Source organism: Streptococcus gwangjuense (assembly GCF_003627155.1).
Classification (GTDB): Bacteria; Bacillota; Bacilli; order Lactobacillales; family Streptococcaceae; genus Streptococcus; species Streptococcus gwangjuensis.
The window spans coordinates 1419174-1443174 of sequence record NZ_CP032621.1 but is presented as its reverse complement, the minus strand read 5'-3'; the positions used below and the strand labels follow the sequence as shown (position 1 = coordinate 1443174).

Sequence of the window (24001 nt, the reverse complement as noted above, 5' to 3'; positions counted from 1 at the left end):
CTAACAAGTGTTAAGCTAAGATTTTAGAAAGAAAATTCGTTAGAATGGACCTTAATTATATTAATTTTACCAATTTCTAACCTAGATATAGGTATTTCCTTTTATATATTGACATTTAAAAGAAATATTTTAAAATGAGGGAGGAATTATCTTGGTCCCTGTGATTGGGATAAAAATTTTATAAAGAAAGTTAAGCGCTTTCTTTTATGCAACAAAATCAATCTTTTAGGAGAAGAAAATGAAGAATCCATTTTTTGAAAGACGTTGTCGTTATAGTATTCGTAAGTTATCAGTAGGAGCCTGCTCGCTAATGATTGGTGCTGTTTTATTTGCTGGTCCAGCCTTGGCTGAAGAAACTGCAGTTCCTGAAAATAGCGGAGCCAATACAGAGCTTGTTTCAGGAGAGAGTGAGCATCCAACTAATGAAGCTGACAAGCAGCATGAAGGAGAACATGCTAGAGAAAATAAGACAGAAAAGGCAGAAGGAGTAGCGACAGCATCTGAAACTGCTTCGCCAGCAAGCAATGAAGCTGCAACTACTGAAACCGCAGAGGCAGCTAGCGCAGCTAAACCAGAGGAAAAAGCAAGTGAGGTGACTGCAGAAACACCATCTGCAGAAGCAAAACCTAAGTCTGAAAAGGAAATAGAAGCAAAGTCTGAAGCAACTAGCCAAGGGGATGAGTCTAAGCCAGCAGCAGAAGCTAATAAGACTGAAAAAGAAGTCCAGCCAGATGTCCCTAAAAATATAGAAAAAACATTAAAACCAAAGGAAATCAAATTTAATTCTTGGGAGGATTTGTTGAAATGGGAACCCGGAGCTCGTGAGGATGATCCCATCAATCGTTCTTCTGTTGAACTTGCTAAGCGCCATAGAGGCCAGTTGGTGAATGAAAAAGCAAGTAGAAGAGCCAAGGTTCAGGCGCTAGCAAATACCAACTCAAAGGCTAAAGACCACGCTTCTGTTGGTGGAGAAGAATTCAAGGCCTACGCCTTTGACTACTGGCAATACTTGGATTCAATGGTCTTCTGGGAAGGTCTAGTTCCAACTCCAGATGTCATTGATGCAGGACATCGTAACGGAGTTCCCGTTTATGGAACACTTTTCTTCAACTGGTCCAACAGTATTGCTGACCAAGAGAAATTTGTTGCTGCTTTGAAACAAGATGAGGATGGAACCTTCCCTATTGCACGAAAACTTGTTGATCTTGCTAAGTATTATGGCTTTGATGGGTATTTTATCAATCAAGAAACAACGGGTGACTTAGTGACGCCTCTTGGTGAAAAAATGCGTCAATTCATGCTCTATACAAAAGAATATGCGGCAAAAGTCAACCATCCAATCAAGTATGCTTGGTACGATGCCATGACCTATAAATATGGTCGTTACCACGAAGATGGTCTAGGTGATTACAACTACCAGTTCATGCAAAAAGAAGGTGACAAGGTCCCTGCGGATCAATTCTTTGCCAATTTCAACTGGAATAAGGAAAAGAATGACCACTCTGTAGAAATGGCAAAATGGCTGGAACGTAGCCAATATGATGTCTTTGCAGGATTGGAATTGCAACAAGGTGGTTCTTATAAGACAAAAGTTAAATGGGATGCCCTCTTAGATGAAAAAGGCAAGTTACGTTTGTCACTTGGACTCTTTGCACCAGATACAATTACCAGTCTAGGAAAAACAGGTGAAGATTACCATAAAAACGAAGATATCTTCTTCACAGGTTACCAAGGAGATCCGACAGCTCAAAAACCAGCGGACAAAGAGTGGTATGGAATTGCTAATTTAGTTGCAGACCGCACACCAGCAGTAGGTCGGACCTTCACTACCTCCTTTAATACAGGCCATGGTAGAAAGTGGTTTGTAGACGGAAAGGTTTCTAAGGATTCTGAGTGGAACTACCGTTCGGTTTCAGGTATCTTGCCAACATGGCGCTGGTGGCAGACTTCAACAGGGGAAAAACTTCGTGCAGAATATGATTTTACGGATGCATACAATGGCGGAAATTCCCTTAAATTCTCAGGTAATGTAGCTGGTAAGACGGACCAGGATGTGAATTTGTATTCTACTAAGTTAGAAGTAACTGAGAAAACCAAACTTCGTGTTGCCCACAAGGGAGGAAAAGGCTCGAAAGTTTTTATGGCCTTTTCTACAACTCCAGACTACAAATTCGATGATGCAGATGCATGGAAAGAGCTAACCCTTTCTGACAACTGGACAAATGAAGAAATTGACCTTAGCTCACTAGCAGGTAAAACCATCTATGCAGTCAAACTCTTCTTCGAACATGAAGGGGCTGTGAAAGATTATCAGTTCAACCTAGGACAGTTAACTATCACGGACAATCACCAAGCGCCACAAGCACCTACAGGTCTCTCTGTGGTGAAACAATCTCTTAAGAATGCCCAAGAAGCTGAAGCAGTTGTTCAATTTTCGGGTAACCAAGATGCGGATTTCTATGAAGTCTACGAAAAAGATGGGGATAACTGGCGTTTGTTGACAGGTTCATCTGCTTCAACGATCTACTTGCCAAGAGTTAGCCGTTCTGCTAATGCGACTGGTACGACGCAAGAATTGAAAGTCGTTGCAGTTGGTAAAAATGGCCTTCGTTCAGAAGCTGCGACGACATCCTTTAACTGGGGCATGACTGTTCTGGATACGACTCTCCCAAGACCTTTGGCTGAAAATATTGTTCCAGGGGCAACAGTTATCGGTAGCACTTTCCCGAATACCGAAGGTGGAGAAGGTATTGAAGGTATGTTGAACGGTACCATTACCAGTCTTTCAGACAAGTGGTCTTCAGGACAATTGAGCGGTAGTGTCGATATTCGTTTGACCCAACCACGTCGTGTTGTCAGATGGGTAATGGATCATGCTGGAGCTGGTGGGGAGTCTGTTAACGATGGTTTGATGAACACCAAGGATTTTGATCTTTACTACAAGGATACAGATGGCGAGTGGAAACTAGCTAAGGAAGTTCGTGGCAATAAAGCCCACGTTACAGATATCACTCTTGACAAACCAATAACCGCCCAAGACTGGCGTTTGCATGTCATTACTTCTGATAACGGAACACCTTGGAAGGCCATTCGTATCTACAACTGGAAGATGTACGAAACCTTGGACACAGAAAGTCAAAATATTCCAATGGCTAAGGTAGCTGCTCGTTCACTTGGAAACCACCAAGTTCAACTGGGCTTCTCTGATGTTCCGGCAGGCGCAACCATCACCGTTTACGACAAGGCTGATTCACAAACACCAATTGCAACCTTGAAGACTGAAACTGGTGGTGACTTGGCAACAGCTCCATTGGGCTTTGATAAGCAACCAACTCTCCTCTACTATCGTACCCAACTATCTGGCAAAGAAATCAGTAACACCTTGGCAGTAGCGATTCCGCAGGATGAAAGAAAAATTGCTGCGGTTAGCCTGGAAAAAGAACCTAAAAAGACGGTTTACAAAGAGGGAGAAAAACTTGACCTTAGAGGCGGAACACTCCGTATTCAATACGAAGGGGGACAAGCCGACGAGCTGATTAATCTTACTCACTCAGGTGTGACGGTATCTGGATACGAGGCTCATCAAAAAGGGGAACAAAACCTAACACTTCAATACCTTGGTTTACCAGTGTCAGGTGATCTGAAAGTCCAAGTGACAGGACAGGATGAAGGAAAACCAAAAGAAGTAGCGGGCTTGTATATTACTAAGAAACCAAAAACAGACTATCTAGTAGGAAATCAACTGGATCTCTCTGAAGGTCGCTTTGGTGTTCTCTATGATGACGAGACAGAAGAGACTCACAGCTTTACTGATGAAGGTGTTGAAATCACGGGCTACGATGCTCAGAAGACTGGACGCCAGACCTTGACCCTGCATTACAAGGGGCACACAGCTGAGTTTGATGTCTTGGTTTCTCCAAAGGCTGCAGTTAATGATGAATACCTTAAACAAGAAATCACTGCTGCCCAAGGCCGTCAGTCAACCCTTGCCTATACCTTCTCAAGTGAGGATAAACAAGCTGTACTAGTAGAGAAACTCAATGCAGCGAAAGCTGTTGCAGAAAACCACAATGCTAGCCAAGAAGAAGTCAACCGGGCTTTGAATGAGTTGAAACAAGCAGGGACAGACTTGGATGGAAATCAACGTTATCAGACAGCTAGAGAAGAATTGGAAGGCTTGCTCGAATCCGTCCGTGAAAAAGATCCTAAAGCTGAGTTGATTGAACAAGCAGAAACTTTGTTGGCTTCAGAGATGCCAACTCCACAAGCTTTTGCGGACATGAAAGAAAAGCTGAATAAGAAACTAGCTCCTGCAGAAGAAAGTCATCATGTTGGTAGCATGGATCCAAGTGAAGTAACCCCAACAGTTGAGGTCCTCCCTGAACTAGTTGTTGAAACTGAAACAATAGCCTATGAACGTCAAGAGCGACCAAGTGCGAACCTTCTTAAAGGTCAACGTCAACTTGTCCAAAAAGGAGAAGAAGGGCAGATTCATCGTCTAGTAGAAGTAGATGCTCAAGGCAATCGTACTCTTCGTTCAACAGAAGTTCTCAAGGAAGCTGTTCCAGAGATTACCGAAGTAGGTACAAAAGTTCTTTCAAGTAATCAACCAGTAGAAGGAGTAAAAGACCTAGTTTTAGAAATTCCGAAACTAGAAATTGAAGAGGATACAGTGGCCTTCAATCGTCAAGAGCGACCAAATGCGAACCTTCTTAAAGGTCAACGTCAACTTGTCCAAACAGGAGTTGAGGGACAAATTCGTCGCTTTGTAGAAGTAGATACCCGAGGCAATCGTACCCTTCGTACAACAGAAGTTCTCAAGGAAGCTGTTCCAGAGATTACCGAAGTAGGTACAAAAGTTCAATCAAGCAATCAACCAGCTGAAGGAGTTAAAGATTTAGTTCTAGAAACGCCTAAACTAGAAGTTGAAGAAGTTGCAGTATCCTTTGAACGTCAAGAACGTCCAAACTCAGAACTTCTTAAAGGTCAACGTCAACTTGTCCAAGCAGGAGTTGAGGGACAAATTCGTCGCTTGGTTGAAGTAGATAGTCAAGGCAATCGTACTCTTCGTTCAACAGAAGTTCTCAAGGAAGCTGTTCCAGAGATTACCGAAGTAGGTACAAAAGTTCTATCAAGCAATCAACCAGCAGAAGGAGTAAAAGACCTGGTTCTAGAAACTTCGAAACTAGAAGTTGAAGAAATTGCAGTATCCTTTGAACGTCAAGAACGTCCAAACTCAGAGCTTCTCAAAGGTCAACGTCAACTTGTCCAAGCAGGAGTTGAGGGACAAATTCGTCGCTTTGTAGAAGTAGATACCCGAGGCAATCGTACCCTTCGTACAACAGAAGTTCTCAAGGAAGCTCTTCCAGAAATTGTTGAAATTGGAACAAAAGTAAAAACTGAACCAGCAGTAGCGCCTACACAAGAAAAACCAGCCCAAAATACAGCAGTCAAATCAGAAGAAGCAAGCAAACAATTGCCAAATACAGGAACTGCTGATGCCAATGAAGCCCTAATAGCAGGATTGGTAAGCCTTGGTCTTGCTAGCTTAGCCTTGACAATGAAACAGAAAAAAGAAGATAAAGATTAAATATCGAAAAATCTTGTGAAATCTTTCCTTATATTTCCAAAGTGTGATATAATAGTTTCGAATAAAATAAATAAAGGGGTTTTTGTAACATGGCAAAACTTACTGTTAAAGACGTTGACTTGAAAGGTAAAAAAGTCCTCGTTCGTGTTGACTTCAACGTACCATTGAAAGATGGCGTAATCACTAACGACAACCGTATCACAGCTGCTCTTCCAACTATTAAGTACATCATCGAACAAGGTGGACGTGCAATTCTTTTCTCTCACCTTGGACGTGTGAAAGAAGAAGCTGATAAAGCTGGTAAATCACTTGCTCCTGTAGCAGCAGACTTGGCTGCTAAATTGGGTCAAGACGTTGTTTTCCCAGGTGTCACTCGTGGTGCTGAATTGGAAGCAGCTATCAACGCTCTTGAAGATGGACAAGTTCTTTTGGTTGAAAACACTCGTTACGAAGATGTTGACGGCAAGAAAGAATCTAAAAACGATCCTGAACTTGGTAAATACTGGGCATCACTTGGAGATGGTATCTTCGTAAACGATGCATTCGGTACAGCTCACCGTGCCCACGCATCTAACGTTGGTATTTCAGCAAACGTTGAAAAAGCAGTTGCTGGTTTCCTTCTTGAAAACGAAATTGCCTACATCCAAGAAGCAGTTGAAACTCCAGAACGTCCATTCGTGGCTATCCTTGGTGGTTCAAAAGTTTCAGACAAGATTGGTGTTATCGAAAACTTGCTTGAAAAGGCTGATAAAGTTCTTATCGGTGGTGGTATGACTTACACATTCTACAAAGCACAAGGTATCGAAATCGGTAACTCACTTGTAGAAGAAGACAAATTGGATGTCGCTAAAGCTCTTCTTGAAAAAGCTAACGGTAAATTGATCTTGCCAGTTGACTCAAAAGAAGCAAATGCATTTGCTGACTACACTGAAGTGAAAGACACTGAAGGTGAAGCAGTAGACCCAGGTTTCCTTGGTTTGGATATCGGTCCAAAATCAATTGCTAAGTTTGATGAAGCTTTGACTGGTGCCAAAACAGTTGTATGGAACGGACCTATGGGTGTGTTTGAAAACCCAGACTTCCAAGCTGGAACAATCGGTGTGATGGACGCTATCGTGAAACAACCAGGCGTTAAATCAATCATTGGTGGTGGTGATTCAGCTGCTGCAGCAATCAACCTTGGTCGTGCAGACAAGTTCTCATGGATCTCTACTGGTGGTGGAGCATCAATGGAACTTCTTGAAGGAAAAGTATTGCCAGGTTTGGCTGCACTTACAGAAAAATAAGATTTCATAAATGAATCAAAGAAGAGAGGAGTGAAAGTTCCTCTTTTCTTTTGCTTAAAATAAAAACGCTTCCTCTCAACTATTACTCATAAAAATCACCGATTTATGATAAAATGGAAATAGAAAGTTGAGATTATGAGTTATTTTAAAAAATATAAATTCGATAAATCCCAGTTTAAACTTGGTATGCGAACCTTTAAAACAGGTATTGCTGTTTTTCTAGTTCTCTTGATTTTTGGCTTTTTTGGCTGGAAAGGTCTTCAAATTGGTGCTTTGACAGCCGTTTTTAGCCTGAGGGAGAGTTTTGATAAGAGTGTCCATTTTGGTACTTCGCGTATTCTAGGAAATAGTATCGGTGGCCTCTATGCCTTGGTTTTCTTCCTAATAAATAGTTTTTTCCACGAAGCCTTTTGGGTAACCTTAGTTGTTGTTCCAATCTGCACCATGTTAACCATTATGACAAATGTAGCCATGAATAACAAAGCAGGGGTTATTGGTGGTGTAGCAGCTATGTTAATCATTACCCTATCGATTCCGAGTGGAGAGACAATTTTGTACGTATTTGCGCGTGTATCAGAAACTTTCATGGGAGTTTTTGTCGCAATTCTCGTAAATTATGATATTGATCGTATTCGGCTCTTTTTTGAGAAAAAAGAAAAATAATGTTACATTTTATAACATTATCAATTGACGTTTGTCTTTTTTTAGACTATAATAGACAGAAAGAAGGAAATTGTAAATGAAGGAAAAAGAATTTCGCCGAAATATGGCTGTTTTTCCTATCGGCAGTGTTATGAAGTTGACCGATTTATCGGCGCGTCAGATTCGTTATTATGAAGATCAAGAGTTAATCAAACCCGATCGAAACGAAGGAAACCGTCGCATGTATTCCTTGAATGACATGGATCGTCTGCTTGAAATCAAAGATTATATCTCTGAAGGTTATAATATCGCTGCCATTAAGAAAAAATATGCTGAACGTGAAGCGAAATCCAAGAAAGCGGTGAGTCAGACTGAGGTGCGTCGTGCACTTCATAATGAACTCCTCCAACAGGGTCGCTTTGCTTCGGTACGATCACCTTTTGGTCGCGGTTAGGCAACCGCAAGTAGTCATACATTAAGGAGAAAACTCATGCCAATCACAGCTGCAGATATTCGTCGTGAAGTCAAGGAAAAAAATGTTACCTTTATCCGTCTCATGTTCTCAGATATTTTGGGAACCATGAAAAACGTCGAAATTCCTGCTACAGATGAACAGTTAGATAAGGTCTTGTCAAACAAGGCTATGTTTGATGGATCTTCAATCGAAGGTTTTGTACGTATCAATGAGTCGGATATGTACTTGTACCCTGACTTGGATACATGGACAGTCTTCCCTTGGGGAGATGAAAATGGAAGTGTTGCAGGTTTGATCTGTGATGTCTATACAACAGAAGGTGAACCATTTGCAGGTGACCCTCGTGGTAATCTCAAACGTGCTCTTCGTCACATGGAAGAAGTGGGATTCAAATCATTCAACCTTGGACCGGAGCCAGAATTCTTCCTATTTAAACTTGATGAAAATGGAGACCCAACACTTGAAGTGAATGACAAGGGTGGCTACTTTGATTTGGCGCCTACTGACCTTGCGGACAATACACGTCGTGAGATTGTCAATGTCTTGACCAAAATGGGATTTGAAGTAGAGGCAAGTCACCACGAGGTTGCGGTTGGACAACATGAGATTGACTTTAAGTACGATGAAGTTCTCCGTGCTTGTGATAAGATTCAAATCTTTAAACTGGTTGTTAAAACTATTGCTCGCAAACATGGTCTTTACGCAACTTTTATGGCCAAACCAAAATTTGGTATTGCTGGATCAGGTATGCACTGTAATATGTCCTTGTTTGATGCAGAAGGGAACAATGCCTTCTTTGATCCAAATGATCCAAAAGGAATGCAGTTATCAGAAACGGCCTACTATTTCCTTGGCGGTTTGATTAAGCATGCCTACAACTATACTGCCATCATGAACCCAACGGTTAACTCATACAAACGTTTGGTTCCAGGTTATGAAGCGCCTGTTTACATTGCTTGGGCTGGTCGTAACCGTTCGCCACTTGTGCGCGTGCCTGCTTCACGTGGTATGGGAACTCGTCTTGAGTTGCGTTCAGTGGATCCAATGGCAAACCCGTATATCGCTATGGCGGTTCTGTTGGAAGTTGGTTTACATGGTATTGAAAATAAAATCGAAGCACCAGCTCCTATCGAAGAAAATATTTACATCATGACAGCAGAAGAGCGCAAGGAAGCTGGTATTACAGACCTTCCATCAACCCTTCACAACGCCTTGAAAGCTTTGACAGAAGATGAGGTTGTCAGAGCAGCTCTTGGAGAACATATCTATACTAGTTTCCTTGAAGCTAAACGAATTGAATGGGCAAGTTATGCAACCTTCGTGTCACAATGGGAAATCGATAACTATTTAGATCTTTACTAATATAGAGGAAAGATTGCCTGAGGGCGGTCTTTTTTTTCTTGCTTTTTATATCTAGGTGTGATATATTTTATATAACGAAGTGCGATATATCGAACTGAATAGGAGGTGGTTATAAATGGAATTGACGGATAAGATTCGTCGAGTTTATCTTCCAATGACGGAAACGGGTTTTTATATCTTATTCTGTCTGCAAAAGGAGCGTCATGGTTATAGTATTACGCAAAAAGTTAAGGAAATGACAGATTCGCAAGTCTTGATTAGTCCTGGAACTATGTATGGAACCTTGTCAAAGATGGAAAAGGATGGCTTGATTTCCTTTGTTCGTGAAGAGGAAAAACGGAAAATTTATCAGATAACAGATTTGGGACAAAAAGTCTTAGATATTGAATTGAATCGTATTGAACGGCTATATAGAAACAGTCGGGAGGAAGTATGATGGAAAAGAAAATTGTTTATCGAATTTTTACAATTGCGGATTATGAGAGGGAGGCTCTATACTTTAGAGAAATGCATGCTAAGGGCTGGAAACTTAGGAAAGTAAGCTATTCTATCTTATTGTTTGCAGTTAAGTATACCTTTGAAAAGTGTCACCCTGAGCAAGTGTCTTATCAGTTGGATTTTTACCCAATGGAAAAATCAGAGAGAGCCTCCTATTTACAACTGTTTAAAGACTATGGCTGGGAGCATATTACAGACTTTAATAGTTTTTCCTATTTTAGAAAAGCACATTCTGAAATTGAATCGAATGCAGAATTTGAAATTTATAACGATGCTACTAACAAGTTAGCTATGGTTAATCGCATTTTAAGACTGCGATTAGTACCTGTTTTACTTTTGCTAGCCATACATATACCATTCTTACTTAAATTGCTCAATAGAAGTAATGCGTATGGTCTATGGGGTTTACTTGCGGTCGGGCTAGATATTTTCTTGTCTTTACTCCTTTTGTTAATAGTTTCTTATATTGGCTGGAAGTTATGGCATAAAAAGAAGGAATTATCAGATTTATGATAGGGTAGGTATGTTTAAAATTGGAGGGGAAGTCATGATAAATAAAAAGCGATTTAGGATCTTCACTATTCTTGATTTGGACAAGAAAGAAGAATATTTACATGAGATGCATTTGAAAGGTTGGAGGTATAGAACGAGTCGTTTTGGTTTGTTCTATTTTGACAAATGTCAACCAGACGATGTCATCTACTGTATCTATGATTCTAGATTTCTTAAAAAATATAAGCATGAACTGCAAGATTTTAGAGATAGAGGTTGGGAATTGATAGGAGCAGGTTCTTGTTCGATTCTTCGTAAATCGTCTTCTAATTTACTTCCAGAAGATCGAGTCTATATGAGTAAGGGGCTCAGATGGGAAGTTATACGATACAGACTTCGTTCCTGTACAGCTACTTTCTTAGGTGGTCTTGTTGTTTGTATGAGTTCGTTTAGAGAAGAACTGTCGCAATCTTTCTTTGTCATTTTTGCTCTATATGCTCTCATGATTTCTTATCTAATCCATGGTTTTTTCAGACTAAAAAGGAAATACCGAGTAGATGGAAGGTAGGGTTCTAGGTCTTCAGACTGATTTTTAGCACTCTTGATAAAAGAGTGCTAATTTTTTGAGTTTTTGTCTTGACATTCTCTTTTAAGGGTGTATAATAGAATCATAAGTTAGCACTTGAGTGTATCGAGTGCTAATCGATCAGACAGAGAGGAGTGATGAGGTGGTTACAGAGCGTCAGCAGGATATTTTAAATCTGATTATTGACATCTTTACCAAAACGCACGAACCTGTCGGATCCAAAGCCTTGCAAGAGTCTATTAACTCTAGCAGTGCAACCATTCGTAATGACATGGCGGCTCTAGAAAAGCAAGGTTTGCTTGAGAAGGCTCATACTTCAAGTGGTCGGATGCCAAGTGTTGCTGGTTTTCAGTACTATGTAAAACACTCACTGGATTTTGACCGACTAGCTGAAAATGAGGTATATGAGATTGTCAAAGCCTTTGACCAGGAATTCTTCAAATTGGAGGATATTCTGCAAGAGGCTGCTAATCTACTGACAGACTTGAGTGGCTGTACGGTAGTAGCACTGGATGTTGAGCCGAGCAGGCAACGTTTGACAGCCTTTGATATCGTTGTTTTGGGGCAACATACAGCCTTGGCGGTATTCACCCTAGACGAGTCTCGAACGGTTACCAGTCAGTTTCTGATTCCAAGGAACTTTTTGCAGGAGGATTTGCTGAAACTGAAGAGCATCATTCAGGAACGTTTCCTCGGCCACACCGTTCTAGATATTCACTACAAGATTCGGACGGAGATTCCGCAGATTATCCAGCGTTACTTTACAACAACGGACAATGTTATCGATCTCTTTGAGCATATCTTTAAGGAAATGTTCAACGAAAACATTGTGGTGGCTGGCAAGGTCAATCTCTTGAATTTTGCCAATCTGGCAGCTTATCAGTTCTTTGACCAACCGCAAAAGGTGGCCTTGGAGATTCGTGAGGGGCTGCATGAGGATCAGATGCAAAATGTCCGTGTTGCAGACAGTCAAGAGTCCTGTCTAGCTGACCTAGCGGTGATTAGTAGCAAGTTCCTCATTCCTTATCGGGGAGTTGGAATTCTAGCGATTATCGGTCCAGTCAATCTGGATTACCAACAGCTAATCAACCAAGTCAATGTGGTCAACCGTGTTTTGACCATGAAGTTGACAGATTTTTACCGCTACCTCAGCAGTAATCATTACGAAGTACATTAAGATTGAAATCATTAAAGGAGGCGAAAATGGCCCAAGATATAAAAAATGAAGAAGTAGAAGAAGTCCAAGAAGAGGAAGTTGTGGAAACAGCTGAAGAAACAACTCCTGAAAAGTCTGAGTTGGACTTGGCAAATGAACGTGCAGATGAGTTCGAAAACAAATACCTTCGCGCTCATGCGGAAATGCAAAATATCCAACGCCGTGCCAATGAAGAGCGTCAAAACTTGCAACGTTATCGTAGCCAGGACTTGGCAAAAGCGATTCTTCCTTCTTTGGATAACCTTGAGCGTGCACTTGCAGTTGAAGGTTTGACAGATGATGTGAAGAAGGGCTTGGAAATGGTGCAAGAAAGCTTGATTCATGCTTTGAAAGAAGAAGGAATCGAAGAAATCGCAGCTGACGGTGAATTTGACCATAACTACCATATGGCCATCCAAACTCTCCCAGCAGACGATGAACACCCAGCAGATACCATCGCCCAAGTTTTCCAAAAAGGCTACAAACTCCATGACCGCATCCTACGCCCAGCAATGGTAGTGGTGTACAACTAAGATACAAAGCCCCGTAAAAAGCTCACAGTAAAAATAGGAGATTGACGAAGTGTTCGATGAACACAAGGAAATCTATCTTTTTTACCCAGAGCTTAGGGCGTGTTCGATTAGGCAATTCTGACGGTTGCAACATATATAATAGAAACCTTGTCCGAAACGACAATAAACTATGAAGAAAGATAAGAGGCAAGCCGGAGGCTTGCAAGGAAGATATTTCCCATCGTGGTGAAAGTTTCAGTAGCTTTTGCTACTGAAACAGGGGATTTTTGAGACAGTAGGCTCAAAAATAAATGATGAAATCCCGTAGGGAGTTGCTCACGTCCCCACCACTTAAGGGAAATATCAAAAAATCAAAATTCGAATTAAAATTTAAGGAGAAAAACACATGTCTAAAATTATCGGTATTGACTTAGGTACAACAAACTCAGCAGTAGCAGTTCTTGAAGGAACTGAATCAAAAATCATCGCAAACCCAGAAGGTAACCGCACAACTCCATCTGTAGTATCATTTAAAAACGGCGAAATCATCGTTGGTGATGCTGCAAAACGTCAAGCAGTTACAAACCCAGATACAGTCATCTCTATCAAATCTAAAATGGGAACTTCTGAAAAAGTTTCTGCTAATGGAAAAGAATACACTCCACAAGAAATCTCAGCTATGATCCTTCAATACTTGAAAGGCTACGCTGAAGACTACCTTGGTGAAAAAGTAACCAAAGCAGTTATCACAGTTCCAGCTTACTTTAACGATGCTCAACGTCAAGCAACAAAAGACGCTGGTAAAATCGCTGGTCTTGAAGTAGAACGTATTGTCAACGAACCAACTGCAGCAGCTCTTGCTTACGGTTTGGACAAGACAGACAAAGAAGAAAAAATCTTGGTATTTGACCTTGGTGGTGGTACATTCGACGTCTCTATCCTTGAATTGGGGGACGGTGTCTTCGATGTATTGTCAACTGCAGGGGACAACAAACTTGGTGGTGACGACTTTGACCAAAAAATTATCGACCACTTGGTAGCAGAATTCAAGAAAGAAAACGGTATTGACTTGTCTACTGACAAGATGGCAATGCAACGTTTGAAAGATGCAGCTGAAAAAGCGAAGAAAGACCTTTCTGGTGTAACTTCAACACAAATCAGCTTGCCATTTATCACTGCAGGTGAAGCTGGACCTCTTCACTTGGAAATGACTTTGACTCGTGCCAAATTTGACGATTTAACTCGTGACCTTGTAGAACGTACAAAAGTTCCAGTTCGTCAAGCCCTTTCTGATGCAGGTTTGAGCTTGTCAGAAATTGACGAAGTTATCCTTGTTGGTGGTTCAACTCGTATCCCAGCCGTTGTAGAAGCTGTTAAGGCTGAAACTGGTAAAGAACCAAACAAATCAGTAAACCCTGACGAAGTAGTTGCTATGGGTGCTGCTATCCAAGGTGGTGTGATTACTGGTGATGTCAAAGACGTTGTCCTTCTTGATGTAACACCATTGTCACTTGGTATCGAAACAATGGGTGGTGTCTTCACAAAACTCATCGACCGTAACACAACTATTCCAACATCTAAATCACAAGTCTTCTCAACAGCAGCAGACAACCAACCAGCCGTTGATATCCACGTTCTTCAAGGTGAACGCCCAATGGCAGCAGATAACAAGACTCTTGGACGTTTCCAATTGACAGATATCCCAGCTGCACCTCGTGGAATTCCTCAAATCGAAGTAACATTTGATATCGACAAGAACGGTATCGTGTCTGTTAAAGCTAAAGACCTTGGAACTCAAAAAGAACAAACTATTGTGATCCAATCTAACTCAGGTTTGACTGACGAAGAAATTGACCGCATGATGAAAGATGCAGAAGCTAACGCTGAAGCAGATAAGAAACGTAAAGAAGAAGTTGACCTTCGTAACGAAGTAGACCAAGCTATCTTTGCGACTGAAAAGACAATCAAGGAAACTGAAGGCAAAGGATTCGACGCAGAACGTGACGCTGCCCAAGCTGCCCTTGATGACCTTAAGAAAGCTCAAGAAGACAACAACTTGGACGACATGAAAGCAAAACTTGAAGCATTGAACGAAAAAGCTCAAGGACTTGCTGTTAAACTCTACGAACAAGCCGCCGCAGCCCAACAAGCTCAAGCAGGAGCAGAAGGCGCACAAGCAACAGGAAACGCAGGCGATGACGTCGTAGACGGAGAGTTTACTGAAAAATAAGATAGTTCGGTGGATATGTTACAACTAACGCTCGTAAATTAAGGAGTATTAAATGAAAGTTATCGACTTAATTGATTTATTACAGGATGGAACTTTAAAGTTTGAGGAAAAGGAAAATGGTAAATACTTTTCTTTGTACTCGCCCACAATAGATACCGGTAGAAAGTTCTTAGAAATTTATAATAAGGACGATGTTACTTGGGTGAAATTTCATGGGGAAGCTACTTTACACTCGGGTTTATTGAGAAAAACAAAATTATCTGGAGATAAGGGACCTATCAATAGAGAAATTAAATTTGAGGATAATCGTAATGATGTAATTGCAGTAGCAGTTGCAAGTTATTATGAAATTCAAAAAGTAATATAAAACTGAATTAATTTAAAGAAGATTTAACATTCTACTATAGAATAATCTAACCACAGAGGTTGCAACCCATCCTCTGTTTTTCGATAAAAAGGGACTAAACCTGATTTATTTGGGTTTTGTCTCATCAATATGAAATATAGGAATTGAACCTGACCTAAATCGAGGTTTGATTCAAAATATCAATAGAAAGGAACAAAGGTGTTCAGGGAATTGAACACGGGCTACGGGCTGTGCCAAAAAGATAGTTTTTTCTAGGACGCAAGCGTCCGTCGTCAAAACTCCTATTTTGGCTGTGTCCGTTTGACGCCCTTTGTATCTTGAATTATGAACAATACTGAATTTTATGATCGTCTGGGGGTGTCAAAAAACGCTTCGGCAGACGAAATCAAAAAGGCTTATCGTAAGCTTTCGAAAAAATATCACCCAGATATCAACAAGGAGCCTGGTGCTGAGGAAAAGTACAAGGAAGTTCAGGAAGCCTATGAGACTTTGAGTGACGACCAAAAACGGGCTGCCTATGACCAATATGGTGCGACTGGAGCCAACGGTGGCTTTGGTGGTGCTGGTGGTTTCGGCGGTTTCGATGGGGCAGGAGGCTTCGGTGGTTTTGAGGACATCTTCTCAAGTTTCTTCGGCGGAGGCGGTGCTTCGCGCAATCCAAACGCTCCTCGCCAAGGGGATGACCTCCAGTATCGTGTAAATTTAACCTTTGAAGAAGCTATTTTTGGAGCTGAAAAAGAGGTTAAGTACAATCGTGAAGCAAGCTGTAGTACATGTAATGGTTCAGGTGCTAAGCCAGGAACAAGTCCAGTCACTTGTGGACGCTGTCATGGCGCTGGTGTCATTAACGTCGATACGCAGACTCCGCTTGGTATGATGCGTCGCCAAGTAACCTGTGATGTCTGTCATGGTCGCGGAAAAGAAATCAAAGATCCATGTACAACTTGTCACGGAACAGGTCATGAAAAACAAGCCCATAGTGTACATGTAAAAATCCCTGCTGGTGTGGAAACCGGTCAACAAATTCGCCTAGCAGGCCAAGGTGAAGCAGGCTTTAACGGTGGACCTTATGGTGACTTGTATGTAGTGGTTTCTGTGGAAGCCAGCGACAAGTTTGAACGTGAAGGAACTACTATTTTCTACAATCTCAATCTCAACTTTGTCCAAGCGGCTCTTGGTGATACAGTAGATATCCCAACTGTTCATGGTGATGTTGAATTGGTTATTCCAGAGGGAACTCAGACTGGTAAGAAATTCCGCCTACGTGGCAAAGGAGCTCCGAGCCTTCGTGGTGGTGCAGTTGGTGACCAATACGTTACCGTTAATGTCGTAACACCGACAGGCTTGAACGAACGCCAAAAAGCAGCCTTGAAAGAATTCGCAGCTGCGGGTGATTTAAAAGTCAATCCAAAGAAAAAAGGCTTTTTTGACCATATTAAAGATGCCTTTGAAGGAGAATAAAGTAAAAAGAGCCATCGGGCTCTTTTTACTTATCTTCAGTTTCCTGTATTTCTTTTATCACAGCTAGTCTAGTCTGGATATCTTTTTCCAAGACCTTAAACTTGTAAGTGAGGTCTTCTTGGTATTCCTTGATGAGTTCTTTTTGTTGGTCGATGATTTGCAGGCTATTTTGGATAATATCCACATCATCCTTGATAGCTTGAACGCGGTCAGTGGTATTCAAAACTTCATCTGTGATGGTTTGGCGATTTTTTGTGACCAGATAACTTCCGGCTGCAGCTCCTGCAAATAGCAGTAGGTTGGATAATTTCATGGCAACTCCTTAGGCATTTTTGATGGTTTCAGCGACTTGAGCAAGTTTGTCAAAGTCTGGTTCGTGGGCGATAAAATCAATCTTGAGGTCATCGTCTGAACTGTAGCGAGGCACGAGGTGAACGTGGGTATGAAAGACGGTTTGACCAGCGACTTCTTCACAGTTGGCAATGATATTCATGCCAGCAGCCTTGGTAGCTTTCATGACTTTTTGAGCCACTTTTGGTACTTGGGCAAAGAGTCGGTTGGCGCTGGTAGCGTCCATTTCCAAAAGATTGCGATAGTGTTCCTTTGGCACGACCAAGGTGTGTCCTGGTGTCACTTGAGAGATATCAAGAAAGGCAAGAACCTGCTCATCTTCATATACTTTTGAAGCAGGAATTTCCCCTGCGATGATTTTACAAAAAATGCAATCTGACATAAAATCTACCTCTACTGTATTGAATTTTGATATAATATAGCTACATTATACCAGATTTGGAGAAAATATGTTAGAAATTAAAAACCTGACAGGTGGCTATGTCCATGTCCCTGTCTTGAAAGATGTGTCCTTTACCGTTGAAAGTGGGCAGTTGGTCGGTTTGATTGGTCTCAATGGTGCTGGAAAATCAACGACAATCAATGAGATTATCGGTCTGTTGACACCTTATAGTGGCTCCATCAATATTAATGGCCTGACCCTGCAAGAAGATGCAACGAACTATCGCAAGCAAATTGGCTACATTCCTGAGACACCTAGTCTGTATGAGGAATTGACCCTCAGAGAGCATATCGAAACGGTTGCCATGGCTTATGGTATTGAGCAGAAAGTGGCTTTTGATCGAGTGGAGCCTTTGCTAAAAATGTTCCGTTTGGACCAGAAATTAGACTGGTTTCCTGTTCATTTTTCAAAAGGGATGAAGCAGAAGGTCATGATTATCTGTGCTTTTGTGGTGGATCCAAGTCTTTTCATCGTGGATGAGCCTTTCCTTGGTCTTGATCCGTTGGCTATTGCAGACTTGATTCAGCTTTTGGAAGTGGAAAAGCAAAAGGGTAAGTCCATTCTCATGAGTACCCACGTGCTGGATTCGGCGGAGAAGATGTGTGATGCCTTTGTCATTCTTCACAAGGGAGAGGTGCGTGCTAAGGGAAATCTCCTGCAACTGCGCGAATCCTTTGACATGCCTGAGGCTAGTTTGAATGATATTTACTTGGCTCTGACCAAAGAGGAGGAGCTATGAAAGACTGGTTTTTAAAGAGAAAGCAGGCTTTTCGTAAGGAGTGTCTTGGTTATCTGCGCTATGTTCTCAATGACCACTTTGTCTTGTTCCTGCTTGTTCTGCTGGGATTTTTAGCCTACCAGTACAGTCAACTCTTGCAACATTTTCCTGAAAATCATTGGCTGATCCTTTTGTTTGTAGGAATTACGTCTGTTTTACTGTTGCTTTGGGGTGGAATTGCCACCTATATGGAGGCTCCAGACAAGCTCTTTCTCTTAGTCGGAGAAGAGGAAATCAAACTCCATCTTAAGCGTCAAACTGGCATTTCCCTAGTCTTTTGGCTCTTTGTCCAGACTCTTTTCTTGCTGTTATTTGCGCCCTTATTTTTAGCCATGGGCTATGGCTTGCCTGTTTTTCTGGTCTATGTGCTTTTATTGGGGGTAGGAAAATATTTCCTCTTTCGTCAAAAGGCTAGTAAATTTTTCACGGAAACTGGTCTCGACTGGGACTATGTTATTTCTCAAGAAAGCAAGCGCAAGCAAGTCTTGCTTCGTTTCTTTGCCCTCTTTACCCAGGTCAAGGGGATTTCAAACAGCGTCAAGCGTCGTGCCTATCTGGACTTTATCCTAAAGGCTGTTCAGAAGGTGCCTGGGAAGATTTGGCAAAATCTCTATCTGCGTTCTTATCTGCGAAATGGAGATCTCTTTGCCCTCAGTCTCCGTCTTCTCTTGCTTTCCATACTGGCGCAGGTCTTTATCGAGCAATCTTGGATTGCGACAGCGGTGGTAGTCTTGTTTAACTATCTCTTGCTCTTCCAGTTGTTGGCTCTCTATCACGCCTTTGACTACCAGTATTTGACCCAACTCTTTCCACTGGACAAGGGGCAAAAGGAAAAAGGCTTGCAGGCAGTGGTCCGAGGATTGACCAGTTTTGTCTTAGTAGTGGAATTAGTTGTTGGGTTGATTACCTTCCAAGAAAAACTAGCCCTTCTAGCCTTGCTGGGTGCAGGTTTGGTTTTACTAGTCTTGTATTTGCCTTATCAGGTCAAACGTCAGATGCAGGACTAACATTGCCTGTATGACACTAAAAAAGAAGTTGAGTTCAGTTTGTCTCAGCTTCTTTTTAGTTACTATAGGATAATGGTTGGTCCGTAGAGACTCAACTTGGTCTTGACTTGGTCAAAGTGAAAGCGGTCATAGGCCCGCCAAGCGGCGCGAGTAGGAGCATCTGGATCAAGAGCACTGAGTCCCATGAGAAGACTGGAAGTCTGGTAAAATTTTTCCAGTTCAATCAAGACTCGATTATCTACTGTTTCAGCCTTGGCTAGAAAACCAAGAATAGAGTTTAGTTGCTCCTGAAAGCGGACGTCGTCAGCGCTTGCCTGTCTGCATGCTTGGTAGGCTTTGTTTAAGTCAGTAATCAAAGTCTGAGCTCTTTTGATAGGGTCTGTATCTGTCATGAGAATTCCTCCTTTAATCTGGGTGCTAGTCTTGATTCTAGCAATTGTGTTTTGATACTGTCAGTTTATCACTTTTATCTCCTTTTTTATCTACAAATCTTTAATTGTTCTTGAAATTTCCTGAATGGTACTGTTAAGATTTTATGATAAAATAGTGGTAAGATTATCATGATGTTGTAGAAAAATAATCCTTTTAGGAGCTTTCAAAGCCTGTTTAGGATTTGGTGGGCTTGTGTTAGATTTTTTCTGTTATTCTTTTCTTAGGAGGAGAATCCAATGAAACATATGATTATTCAGACACAGAAGACAGTCTATAAAGTAAACGTCGACGATATCTACTATATCCAAACACATCCAACTAAAGCCCATACTGTACAGATTGTTACAGAAGAGGCTAGTTTTAATATGGTTCAAAACTTAAGTGATCTTGAGAACCAATATGGGGAAACCTTGATGAGATGTCATCGAAATTGTTTGGTCAATCTTGATAAAGTAAAATCGATTGATTTTCAAGAAAGAATCCTTTTTCTTGGAGAAGAAGGTCAATACGCTGTCAAGTATGCCAGACGTCGCTATAGAGAAATTCGCCAAAAATGGTTGAAACAAGGAGAGTAAGAAGATGAGAATATTTGTTTTAGAAGATGATTTTTCCCAACAGACTAGGATTGAAACGACGATTGAGAAACTCTTGAAAGAACATCATATCACTCCCAGTTCTTTTGAAGTCTTTGGTAAGCCAGACCAGCTACTGGCAGAGGTGCATGAGAAGGGTGCACATCAGCTGTTCTTTTTGGACATTGAGATTCGAAATGAAGAGATGAAGGGGCTGGAAGTAGCTAGAAAAATTCGGGATCGAGATCCTTATGCCCTGATTGTCTTTGTGACGACTCACTCGGAGTTTATGCCCCTGTCCTTTCGTTACCAAGTGTCTGCTTTGGACTACATTGATAAGGCCCTTTCGGCAGAGGAATTTGAATCTCGGATTGAGACAGCCCTCCTTTATGCCAATAGTCAAGACAGTAAAAGTCTGGCGGAAGATTGTTTTTACTTTAAATCAAAATTTGCTCAATTTCAGTATCCTTTTAAAGAGGTTTACTATCTCGAAACGTCGCCCAGAGCCCATCGTGTCATTCTCTATACTAAGACGGATAGGCTGGAGTTTACAGCGAGTCTAGAGGAGGTTCTCAAGCAGGAACCCCGTCTCTTGCAGTGTCACCGCTCTTTTCTCATCAATCCTGCAAATGTGGTGCATTTAGATAAGAAAGAAAAACTGCTTTTCTTTCCCAATGGGAGAAGCTGTCTAATCGCGCGTTACAAGGTCAGGGAAGTGTCTGAAGCTATCAATAACTTACACTGAGCTAGGAGAGTTTATGAACATTGTTTGGATATTATTGCATACACTTGTTACTAATGGACTAAAAATTGTCATATTCTTTAAAGTAGATGGAATTAGTCTCACTTTCGATAGAATTTTTAAGGCCTTTCTTTTAAAATTTCTTCTGGCAGCAATTTTTACAACTTTTAAATTTTTAGTCCTGACTGACTATCTCTCATACTTAATAGAACCTTTGTTCGGTATAGGCTTGTCTTTCTTACTGTTAAGAGGGCTTCCTAAAAAACTCATTTTCTTTTATGGTCTCTTTCCAATGATATTGGTGAATCTCTTTTATAGAGGAGTCTCCTATTTTGTACTTCCATTTTTGGGACAAGAAATTGTAGATAAAGATAGCAATCCTATCTTTTTATTGATGATGATATTCGTTTGCTTCATAGTTTTAGTCTTTTTGAAATGGTTAGACTATGATTTCACTAATTTGAGAAAGGAGTTTCTCGATAAAGGTTTTCAAAAGTCTCTTATTAAGATTAATTGGGCAATGGGGGCTTATTATCTAGTGATGCAAAGTCTATCTTACCTTGAATATGAACAAGGTATTCAATCAACTACTGTTCGCCAACTCATCCTAGTATTTTACCTCCTCTTTTTTATGGGAGTTATCAAGAATTTGGATACTTATTTGAAGGAAAAACTTCAGAAGAAACTGAACCAAGAACAGACCTTGCGCTACAGAGATATGGAACGATATAATCTGCATATAGAGGAACTATACAAGGAAGTTCGGAGTTTTCGCCATGACTACACCAATCTTTTGACCAGCTTACGTCTGGTCATTGAGGAAGAGGATATGGAGCAGATAAAAGAGGTTTACGACTCTGTTTTAAAGGATTCCAGTCAGAAATTGCAGGACAATAAATATGACCTGGGCAGATTGGTAAATATTCGTGATAAAGCCCTCAAAAGTCTTCTAGCAGGGAAATTTCTAAAAGCCAGAGAAAAGGATATTGTCTTTAATGTCGAAGTTCCAGAGGAGATTCAGGTCGAGGGGATGAGCCTACTTGATTTTCTAACCATTGTGTCTATCCTTTGTGATAATGCCATTGAAGCTAGTGCAGAGGCTACTCAACCTCATGTTTCAATTGCCTTTTTAAAAAATGGGACACAGGAAACCTTTATCATAGAGAATTCCATCAAAGAGGAGGTCATCGATCTTTCTGAAATCTTCTCCTTTGGAGCAAGTTCTAAAGGGGAGGAGAGAGGAGTTGGTCTTTATACTGTCATTAAGATTGTTGAAAGTCATCCTAATACCAGTCTAAATACCACCTGTCAAAATCAAGTCTTTCGTCAGGTGCTTACTGTGATACCTACAGAATGATGAAAAATAAGACCGAGAGTTCTTGTTTCTCGGTCTTATTTTTTATAGTTGTATTGGTTGATTAAATCCTTTTGTATTGTTTTGTTCAATTAGATTAAATCTATATAATAAATCTTCCCACCATCCTCCACCTGTAATTTGATTGAGTTCAGTAGTTGTTAGTTCTTGAAATGAAGTTAGGTTTTGATTCTTATCCATGTTATGATTCCCCTTTTTGATAAGATAATAAATAGTTACAGAGTGTTATCTGAAAATTAATCAGAATGTGTTAACATTTTATCTTTAAAATAATCAAAATATGTTTTCTTTGCAGTTACACTAGTGACGCGACCTTGTAAGCCGTATTGGATGAGTTTACTATCCTCATCAGATAGTTTTGCAAGAGCGCTTAGTTTAAAGAGATTTCCTTGCTCTGTTCTGGTAGGAGTTTGATCAATTGTCTGAAGTTGGCCGATGATGGTAATGCCGTGATTTCCAATCTTCTCCAGTTTTAATCTTACAGTTTGTCCTTTATCTAGTAGAGGTAGATAGTCAGAAGAAACGTAGTAAGTGATTAGTACTTCTCTTGTATCTGTGATGATAGGGAATATTTGAGCAATTTCTGTACCAGTTGGAATTCTATTTTTACCTTCAAATTCACTGTTTAAGTGAATGATACCTTTACTTGGAGCGGTTAAGGTATTGTTTTCCAAACGCTGTGTCGCTTGATCTAGTTGTACTTTTAATTCTGTTAATTGATTCTCCACGGTTAGTTGTTGCTGAGAAGCTGTCTGTAAAAACTGAGTGCGGAGTACTTCAATTTTGGTTGCTAAACTATTATCATAAGTTGCTACACTTCCGATACCAGCTTGCTGAATTTTGAGGCTTGCCATAGATGATTCAAGACCTGCAATACTTTGATTAATTTGAGATAAAAATGGCTCCTCTGCAGTTCCTTGTGTTTGTCCTTGTGAGGCTACAAGATAACGATTCAAAATTGACTGGTGTGGATTGCCAGTTGGTAAGCGTGCTCTGTTATTTATGATAGCATCTCTCAGCTCTTGATATTCTCCAATTTGTTGTTGAACTTTTGTAATTTCTTGTTCGATGGCTGATGAACTGCTATTGGCAAGATTAGCTTGATTTGAAACTTCGGTGTTAGTCTTTGTGATACCCAGTTCAATATCATGGGATTGTTTAGTAAAATTCATAAAGGTATTATGGTAGCCAAACTCATCCTCGCCAGAAAAAAGATCAGTCGCTTTTTCTAAGCTTTGTTTCAAAATTCCAAGTCCTTCTTTTTGCTTCTCAAGTCTTTGTACTTGAGTTTCTAAGGCAGTTTTCTGACTTTCTTCCATTGTTTCAGAGTATTTGATGAGTAAATCCCCTTTTTCAACTACTTGATTTGCCACTAAATGATTAGCTAGGATAGGATTATCACTTGTTGACTGAATAGATGCAATGACACTTGTAGGGGCGATTTCTCCTTGGGAAGTGACAGTAATTTCTTTTGTAGCAACAAGGGAGAAAATCAAGATGAAAGTAAATAGTAATGAAAGAGGTATAATTAACACTGTCGCATAGTTATGGTAACGTCTCTGATAAAACTCAACGCTTCTAAAAAGATTAGGATTCATGACATTCT

At 40.7% G+C, this 24001-nt stretch carries 23 protein-coding genes; 18 read left to right on the top strand and 5 right to left on the bottom strand.

Translation table 11 applies throughout. From position 1 onward, the window contains the following. The first annotated feature begins 238 nt into the window (after positions 1 to 238). The 13 genes from D7D53_RS07180 (at position 239) to dnaJ (ending at position 16696) form a co-directional block, all read left to right on the top strand. A complete protein-coding gene (locus D7D53_RS07180) occupies positions 239 to 5590 on the top strand; it encodes an endo-beta-N-acetylglucosaminidase (protein ID WP_120770570.1) in 5352 nt (1783 codons plus the stop codon). Between the two features lie 89 nt (positions 5591 to 5679). Then, a complete protein-coding gene (locus D7D53_RS07175; RefSeq protein WP_120770569.1) occupies positions 5680 to 6876 on the top strand; it encodes a phosphoglycerate kinase in 1197 nt (398 codons plus the stop codon). Positions 6877 to 7011: 135 nt separating this feature from the next. Next, positions 7012 to 7539, top strand: a complete 528-nt coding sequence (locus D7D53_RS07170; protein WP_120770568.1) for an FUSC family protein — start codon at positions 7012 to 7014, stop codon at positions 7537 to 7539. A 76-nt stretch (positions 7540 to 7615) separates the two neighbouring features. Beyond that, complete coding sequence (glnR, locus tag D7D53_RS07165; protein ID WP_000659548.1) at positions 7616 to 7972, top strand: transcriptional repressor GlnR; 357 nt, start codon at positions 7616 to 7618, stop codon at positions 7970 to 7972. 36 nt (positions 7973 to 8008) lie between these two features. Next, positions 8009 to 9355 (top strand): type I glutamate--ammonia ligase, encoded by a 1347-nt coding sequence (glnA, locus tag D7D53_RS07160; protein WP_049515973.1) that lies wholly within the window; start codon positions 8009 to 8011, stop codon positions 9353 to 9355. A 115-nt stretch (positions 9356 to 9470) separates the two neighbouring features. Continuing rightward, the gene (locus D7D53_RS07155; RefSeq protein WP_120770567.1) at positions 9471 to 9791 is read left to right on the top strand and encodes a PadR family transcriptional regulator; all 321 of its coding nucleotides are present in this window, start codon (positions 9471 to 9473) and stop codon (positions 9789 to 9791) included. Then, complete coding sequence (locus D7D53_RS07150) at positions 9791 to 10366, top strand: DUF2812 domain-containing protein (RefSeq protein ID WP_033684764.1); 576 nt, start codon at positions 9791 to 9793, stop codon at positions 10364 to 10366. Before D7D53_RS07155 ends, D7D53_RS07150 begins: the two co-directional genes overlap by 1 nt. 34 nt (positions 10367 to 10400) lie before the next feature. Next, entirely contained in the window at positions 10401 to 10913 is a 513-nt protein-coding gene (locus tag D7D53_RS07145) for a DUF2812 domain-containing protein (RefSeq protein WP_120770870.1), read from the top strand. A gap of 160 nt (positions 10914 to 11073) precedes the next feature. Beyond that, a complete protein-coding gene (hrcA, locus tag D7D53_RS07140; protein WP_004261010.1) occupies positions 11074 to 12108 on the top strand; it encodes a heat-inducible transcriptional repressor HrcA in 1035 nt (344 codons plus the stop codon). Between the two features lie 26 nt (positions 12109 to 12134). Then, positions 12135 to 12659, top strand: coding sequence for a nucleotide exchange factor GrpE (gene grpE, locus D7D53_RS07135; RefSeq protein WP_000046029.1), 525 nt, complete (start codon positions 12135 to 12137; stop codon positions 12657 to 12659). Positions 12660 to 13044: 385 nt separating this feature from the next. Then, the gene (gene dnaK, locus D7D53_RS07130; RefSeq protein ID WP_000034661.1) at positions 13045 to 14868 is read left to right on the top strand and encodes a molecular chaperone DnaK; all 1824 of its coding nucleotides are present in this window, start codon (positions 13045 to 13047) and stop codon (positions 14866 to 14868) included. 52 nt (positions 14869 to 14920) lie between these two features. Further along, positions 14921 to 15235: a hypothetical protein gene (locus D7D53_RS07125; protein ID WP_120770566.1), complete on the top strand. Its 315-nt coding sequence runs from the start codon at positions 14921 to 14923 to the stop codon at positions 15233 to 15235. Between the two features lie 324 nt (positions 15236 to 15559). After that, positions 15560 to 16696 (top strand): molecular chaperone DnaJ, encoded by a 1137-nt coding sequence (gene dnaJ, locus D7D53_RS07120; protein ID WP_120770565.1) that lies wholly within the window; start codon positions 15560 to 15562, stop codon positions 16694 to 16696. A gap of 25 nt (positions 16697 to 16721) precedes the next feature. On the opposite strand, the gene D7D53_RS07115 is transcribed toward dnaJ, so the two are convergent. Next, the gene (locus tag D7D53_RS07115; RefSeq protein WP_120770564.1) at positions 16722 to 17009 is read right to left on the bottom strand and encodes a hypothetical protein; all 288 of its coding nucleotides are present in this window, start codon (positions 17007 to 17009) and stop codon (positions 16722 to 16724) included. 9 nt (positions 17010 to 17018) lie between these two features. Then, positions 17019 to 17429: an HIT family protein gene (locus tag D7D53_RS07110; RefSeq protein WP_120770563.1), complete on the bottom strand. Its 411-nt coding sequence runs from the start codon at positions 17427 to 17429 to the stop codon at positions 17019 to 17021. Between the two features lie 67 nt (positions 17430 to 17496). Between D7D53_RS07110 and D7D53_RS07105 the strand changes: the two genes are divergently transcribed. Together D7D53_RS07105 and D7D53_RS07100 are read left to right on the top strand one after the other, a co-directional pair. Beyond that, entirely contained in the window at positions 17497 to 18228 is a 732-nt protein-coding gene (locus D7D53_RS07105; RefSeq protein ID WP_120770562.1) for an ABC transporter ATP-binding protein, read from the top strand. After that, positions 18225 to 19274, top strand: coding sequence for an ABC transporter permease (locus D7D53_RS07100; protein WP_120770561.1), 1050 nt, complete (start codon positions 18225 to 18227; stop codon positions 19272 to 19274). Before D7D53_RS07105 ends, D7D53_RS07100 begins: the two co-directional genes overlap by 4 nt. A 62-nt stretch (positions 19275 to 19336) precedes the next feature. Here D7D53_RS07100 and D7D53_RS07095 read toward each other — a convergent pair whose 3' ends face one another. Beyond that, positions 19337 to 19666 (bottom strand): hypothetical protein, encoded by a 330-nt coding sequence (locus D7D53_RS07095; RefSeq protein ID WP_049510125.1) that lies wholly within the window; start codon positions 19664 to 19666, stop codon positions 19337 to 19339. 276 nt (positions 19667 to 19942) lie between these two features. Between D7D53_RS07095 and D7D53_RS07090 the strand changes: the two genes are divergently transcribed. The 3 genes from D7D53_RS07090 to D7D53_RS07080 are packed head-to-tail and all read left to right on the top strand — an operon-like array spanning position 19943 to position 22377. Further along, positions 19943 to 20281, top strand: coding sequence for a LytTR family DNA-binding domain-containing protein (locus tag D7D53_RS07090; protein ID WP_120770560.1), 339 nt, complete (start codon positions 19943 to 19945; stop codon positions 20279 to 20281). A 4-nt stretch (positions 20282 to 20285) separates the two neighbouring features. Further along, positions 20286 to 21023 (top strand): response regulator transcription factor, encoded by a 738-nt coding sequence (locus D7D53_RS07085; protein ID WP_120770559.1) that lies wholly within the window; start codon positions 20286 to 20288, stop codon positions 21021 to 21023. A 13-nt stretch (positions 21024 to 21036) separates the two neighbouring features. Then, positions 21037 to 22377 carry a sensor histidine kinase gene (locus tag D7D53_RS07080; protein ID WP_120770558.1) on the top strand — a complete coding sequence of 447 codons (1341 nt, stop codon included), beginning with the start codon at positions 21037 to 21039 and terminating at the stop codon, positions 22375 to 22377. 42 nt (positions 22378 to 22419) lie between these two features. Here the strand turns inward: D7D53_RS07080 and blpC are convergent, their stop codons facing one another. Beyond that, positions 22420 to 22575 carry a quorum-sensing system pheromone BlpC gene (blpC, locus tag D7D53_RS07075; RefSeq protein ID WP_050390357.1) on the bottom strand — a complete coding sequence of 52 codons (156 nt, stop codon included), beginning with the start codon at positions 22573 to 22575 and terminating at the stop codon, positions 22420 to 22422. 56 nt (positions 22576 to 22631) lie between these two features. Continuing rightward, positions 22632 to 23993 (bottom strand): peptide export ABC transport accessory protein BlpB, encoded by a 1362-nt coding sequence (gene blpB / locus D7D53_RS07070; protein ID WP_120770557.1) that lies wholly within the window; start codon positions 23991 to 23993, stop codon positions 22632 to 22634. Between the last annotated feature and the right edge of the window lie 8 nt (positions 23994 to 24001).

Excerpts from the sequence above, each read along its gene's own strand:
- D7D53_RS07180 (WP_120770570.1), top strand. The coding sequence starts at position 239 with ATGAAGAATCCATTTTTTGAAAGACGTTGTCGTTATAGTATTCGTAAG.
- D7D53_RS07175 (WP_120770569.1), top strand. The coding sequence starts at position 5,680 with ATGGCAAAACTTACTGTTAAAGACGTTGACTTGAAAGGTAAAAAAGTC.
- D7D53_RS07170 (WP_120770568.1), top strand. The coding sequence starts at position 7,012 with ATGAGTTATTTTAAAAAATATAAATTCGATAAATCCCAGTTTAAACTT.
- glnR (WP_000659548.1), top strand. The coding sequence starts at position 7,616 with ATGAAGGAAAAAGAATTTCGCCGAAATATGGCTGTTTTTCCTATCGGC.
- glnA (WP_049515973.1), top strand. The coding sequence starts at position 8,009 with ATGCCAATCACAGCTGCAGATATTCGTCGTGAAGTCAAGGAAAAAAAT.
- D7D53_RS07155 (WP_120770567.1), top strand. The coding sequence starts at position 9,471 with ATGGAATTGACGGATAAGATTCGTCGAGTTTATCTTCCAATGACGGAA.
- D7D53_RS07150 (WP_033684764.1), top strand. The coding sequence starts at position 9,791 with ATGGAAAAGAAAATTGTTTATCGAATTTTTACAATTGCGGATTATGAG.
- D7D53_RS07145 (WP_120770870.1), top strand. The coding sequence starts at position 10,401 with ATGATAAATAAAAAGCGATTTAGGATCTTCACTATTCTTGATTTGGAC.
- grpE (WP_000046029.1), top strand. The coding sequence starts at position 12,135 with ATGGCCCAAGATATAAAAAATGAAGAAGTAGAAGAAGTCCAAGAAGAG.
- dnaK (WP_000034661.1), top strand. The coding sequence starts at position 13,045 with ATGTCTAAAATTATCGGTATTGACTTAGGTACAACAAACTCAGCAGTA.
- D7D53_RS07125 (WP_120770566.1), top strand. The coding sequence starts at position 14,921 with ATGAAAGTTATCGACTTAATTGATTTATTACAGGATGGAACTTTAAAG.
- dnaJ (WP_120770565.1), top strand. The coding sequence starts at position 15,560 with ATGAACAATACTGAATTTTATGATCGTCTGGGGGTGTCAAAAAACGCT.
- D7D53_RS07115 (WP_120770564.1), bottom strand. The coding sequence starts at position 17,009 with ATGAAATTATCCAACCTACTGCTATTTGCAGGAGCTGCAGCCGGAAGT.
- D7D53_RS07110 (WP_120770563.1), bottom strand. The coding sequence starts at position 17,429 with ATGTCAGATTGCATTTTTTGTAAAATCATCGCAGGGGAAATTCCTGCT.
- D7D53_RS07105 (WP_120770562.1), top strand. The coding sequence starts at position 17,497 with ATGTTAGAAATTAAAAACCTGACAGGTGGCTATGTCCATGTCCCTGTC.
- D7D53_RS07100 (WP_120770561.1), top strand. The coding sequence starts at position 18,225 with ATGAAAGACTGGTTTTTAAAGAGAAAGCAGGCTTTTCGTAAGGAGTGT.
- D7D53_RS07095 (WP_049510125.1), bottom strand. The coding sequence starts at position 19,666 with ATGACAGATACAGACCCTATCAAAAGAGCTCAGACTTTGATTACTGAC.
- D7D53_RS07090 (WP_120770560.1), top strand. The coding sequence starts at position 19,943 with ATGAAACATATGATTATTCAGACACAGAAGACAGTCTATAAAGTAAAC.
- D7D53_RS07085 (WP_120770559.1), top strand. The coding sequence starts at position 20,286 with ATGAGAATATTTGTTTTAGAAGATGATTTTTCCCAACAGACTAGGATT.
- D7D53_RS07080 (WP_120770558.1), top strand. The coding sequence starts at position 21,037 with ATGAACATTGTTTGGATATTATTGCATACACTTGTTACTAATGGACTA.
- blpC (WP_050390357.1), bottom strand. The coding sequence starts at position 22,575 with ATGGATAAGAATCAAAACCTAACTTCATTTCAAGAACTAACAACTACT.
- blpB (WP_120770557.1), bottom strand. The coding sequence starts at position 23,993 with ATGAATCCTAATCTTTTTAGAAGCGTTGAGTTTTATCAGAGACGTTAC.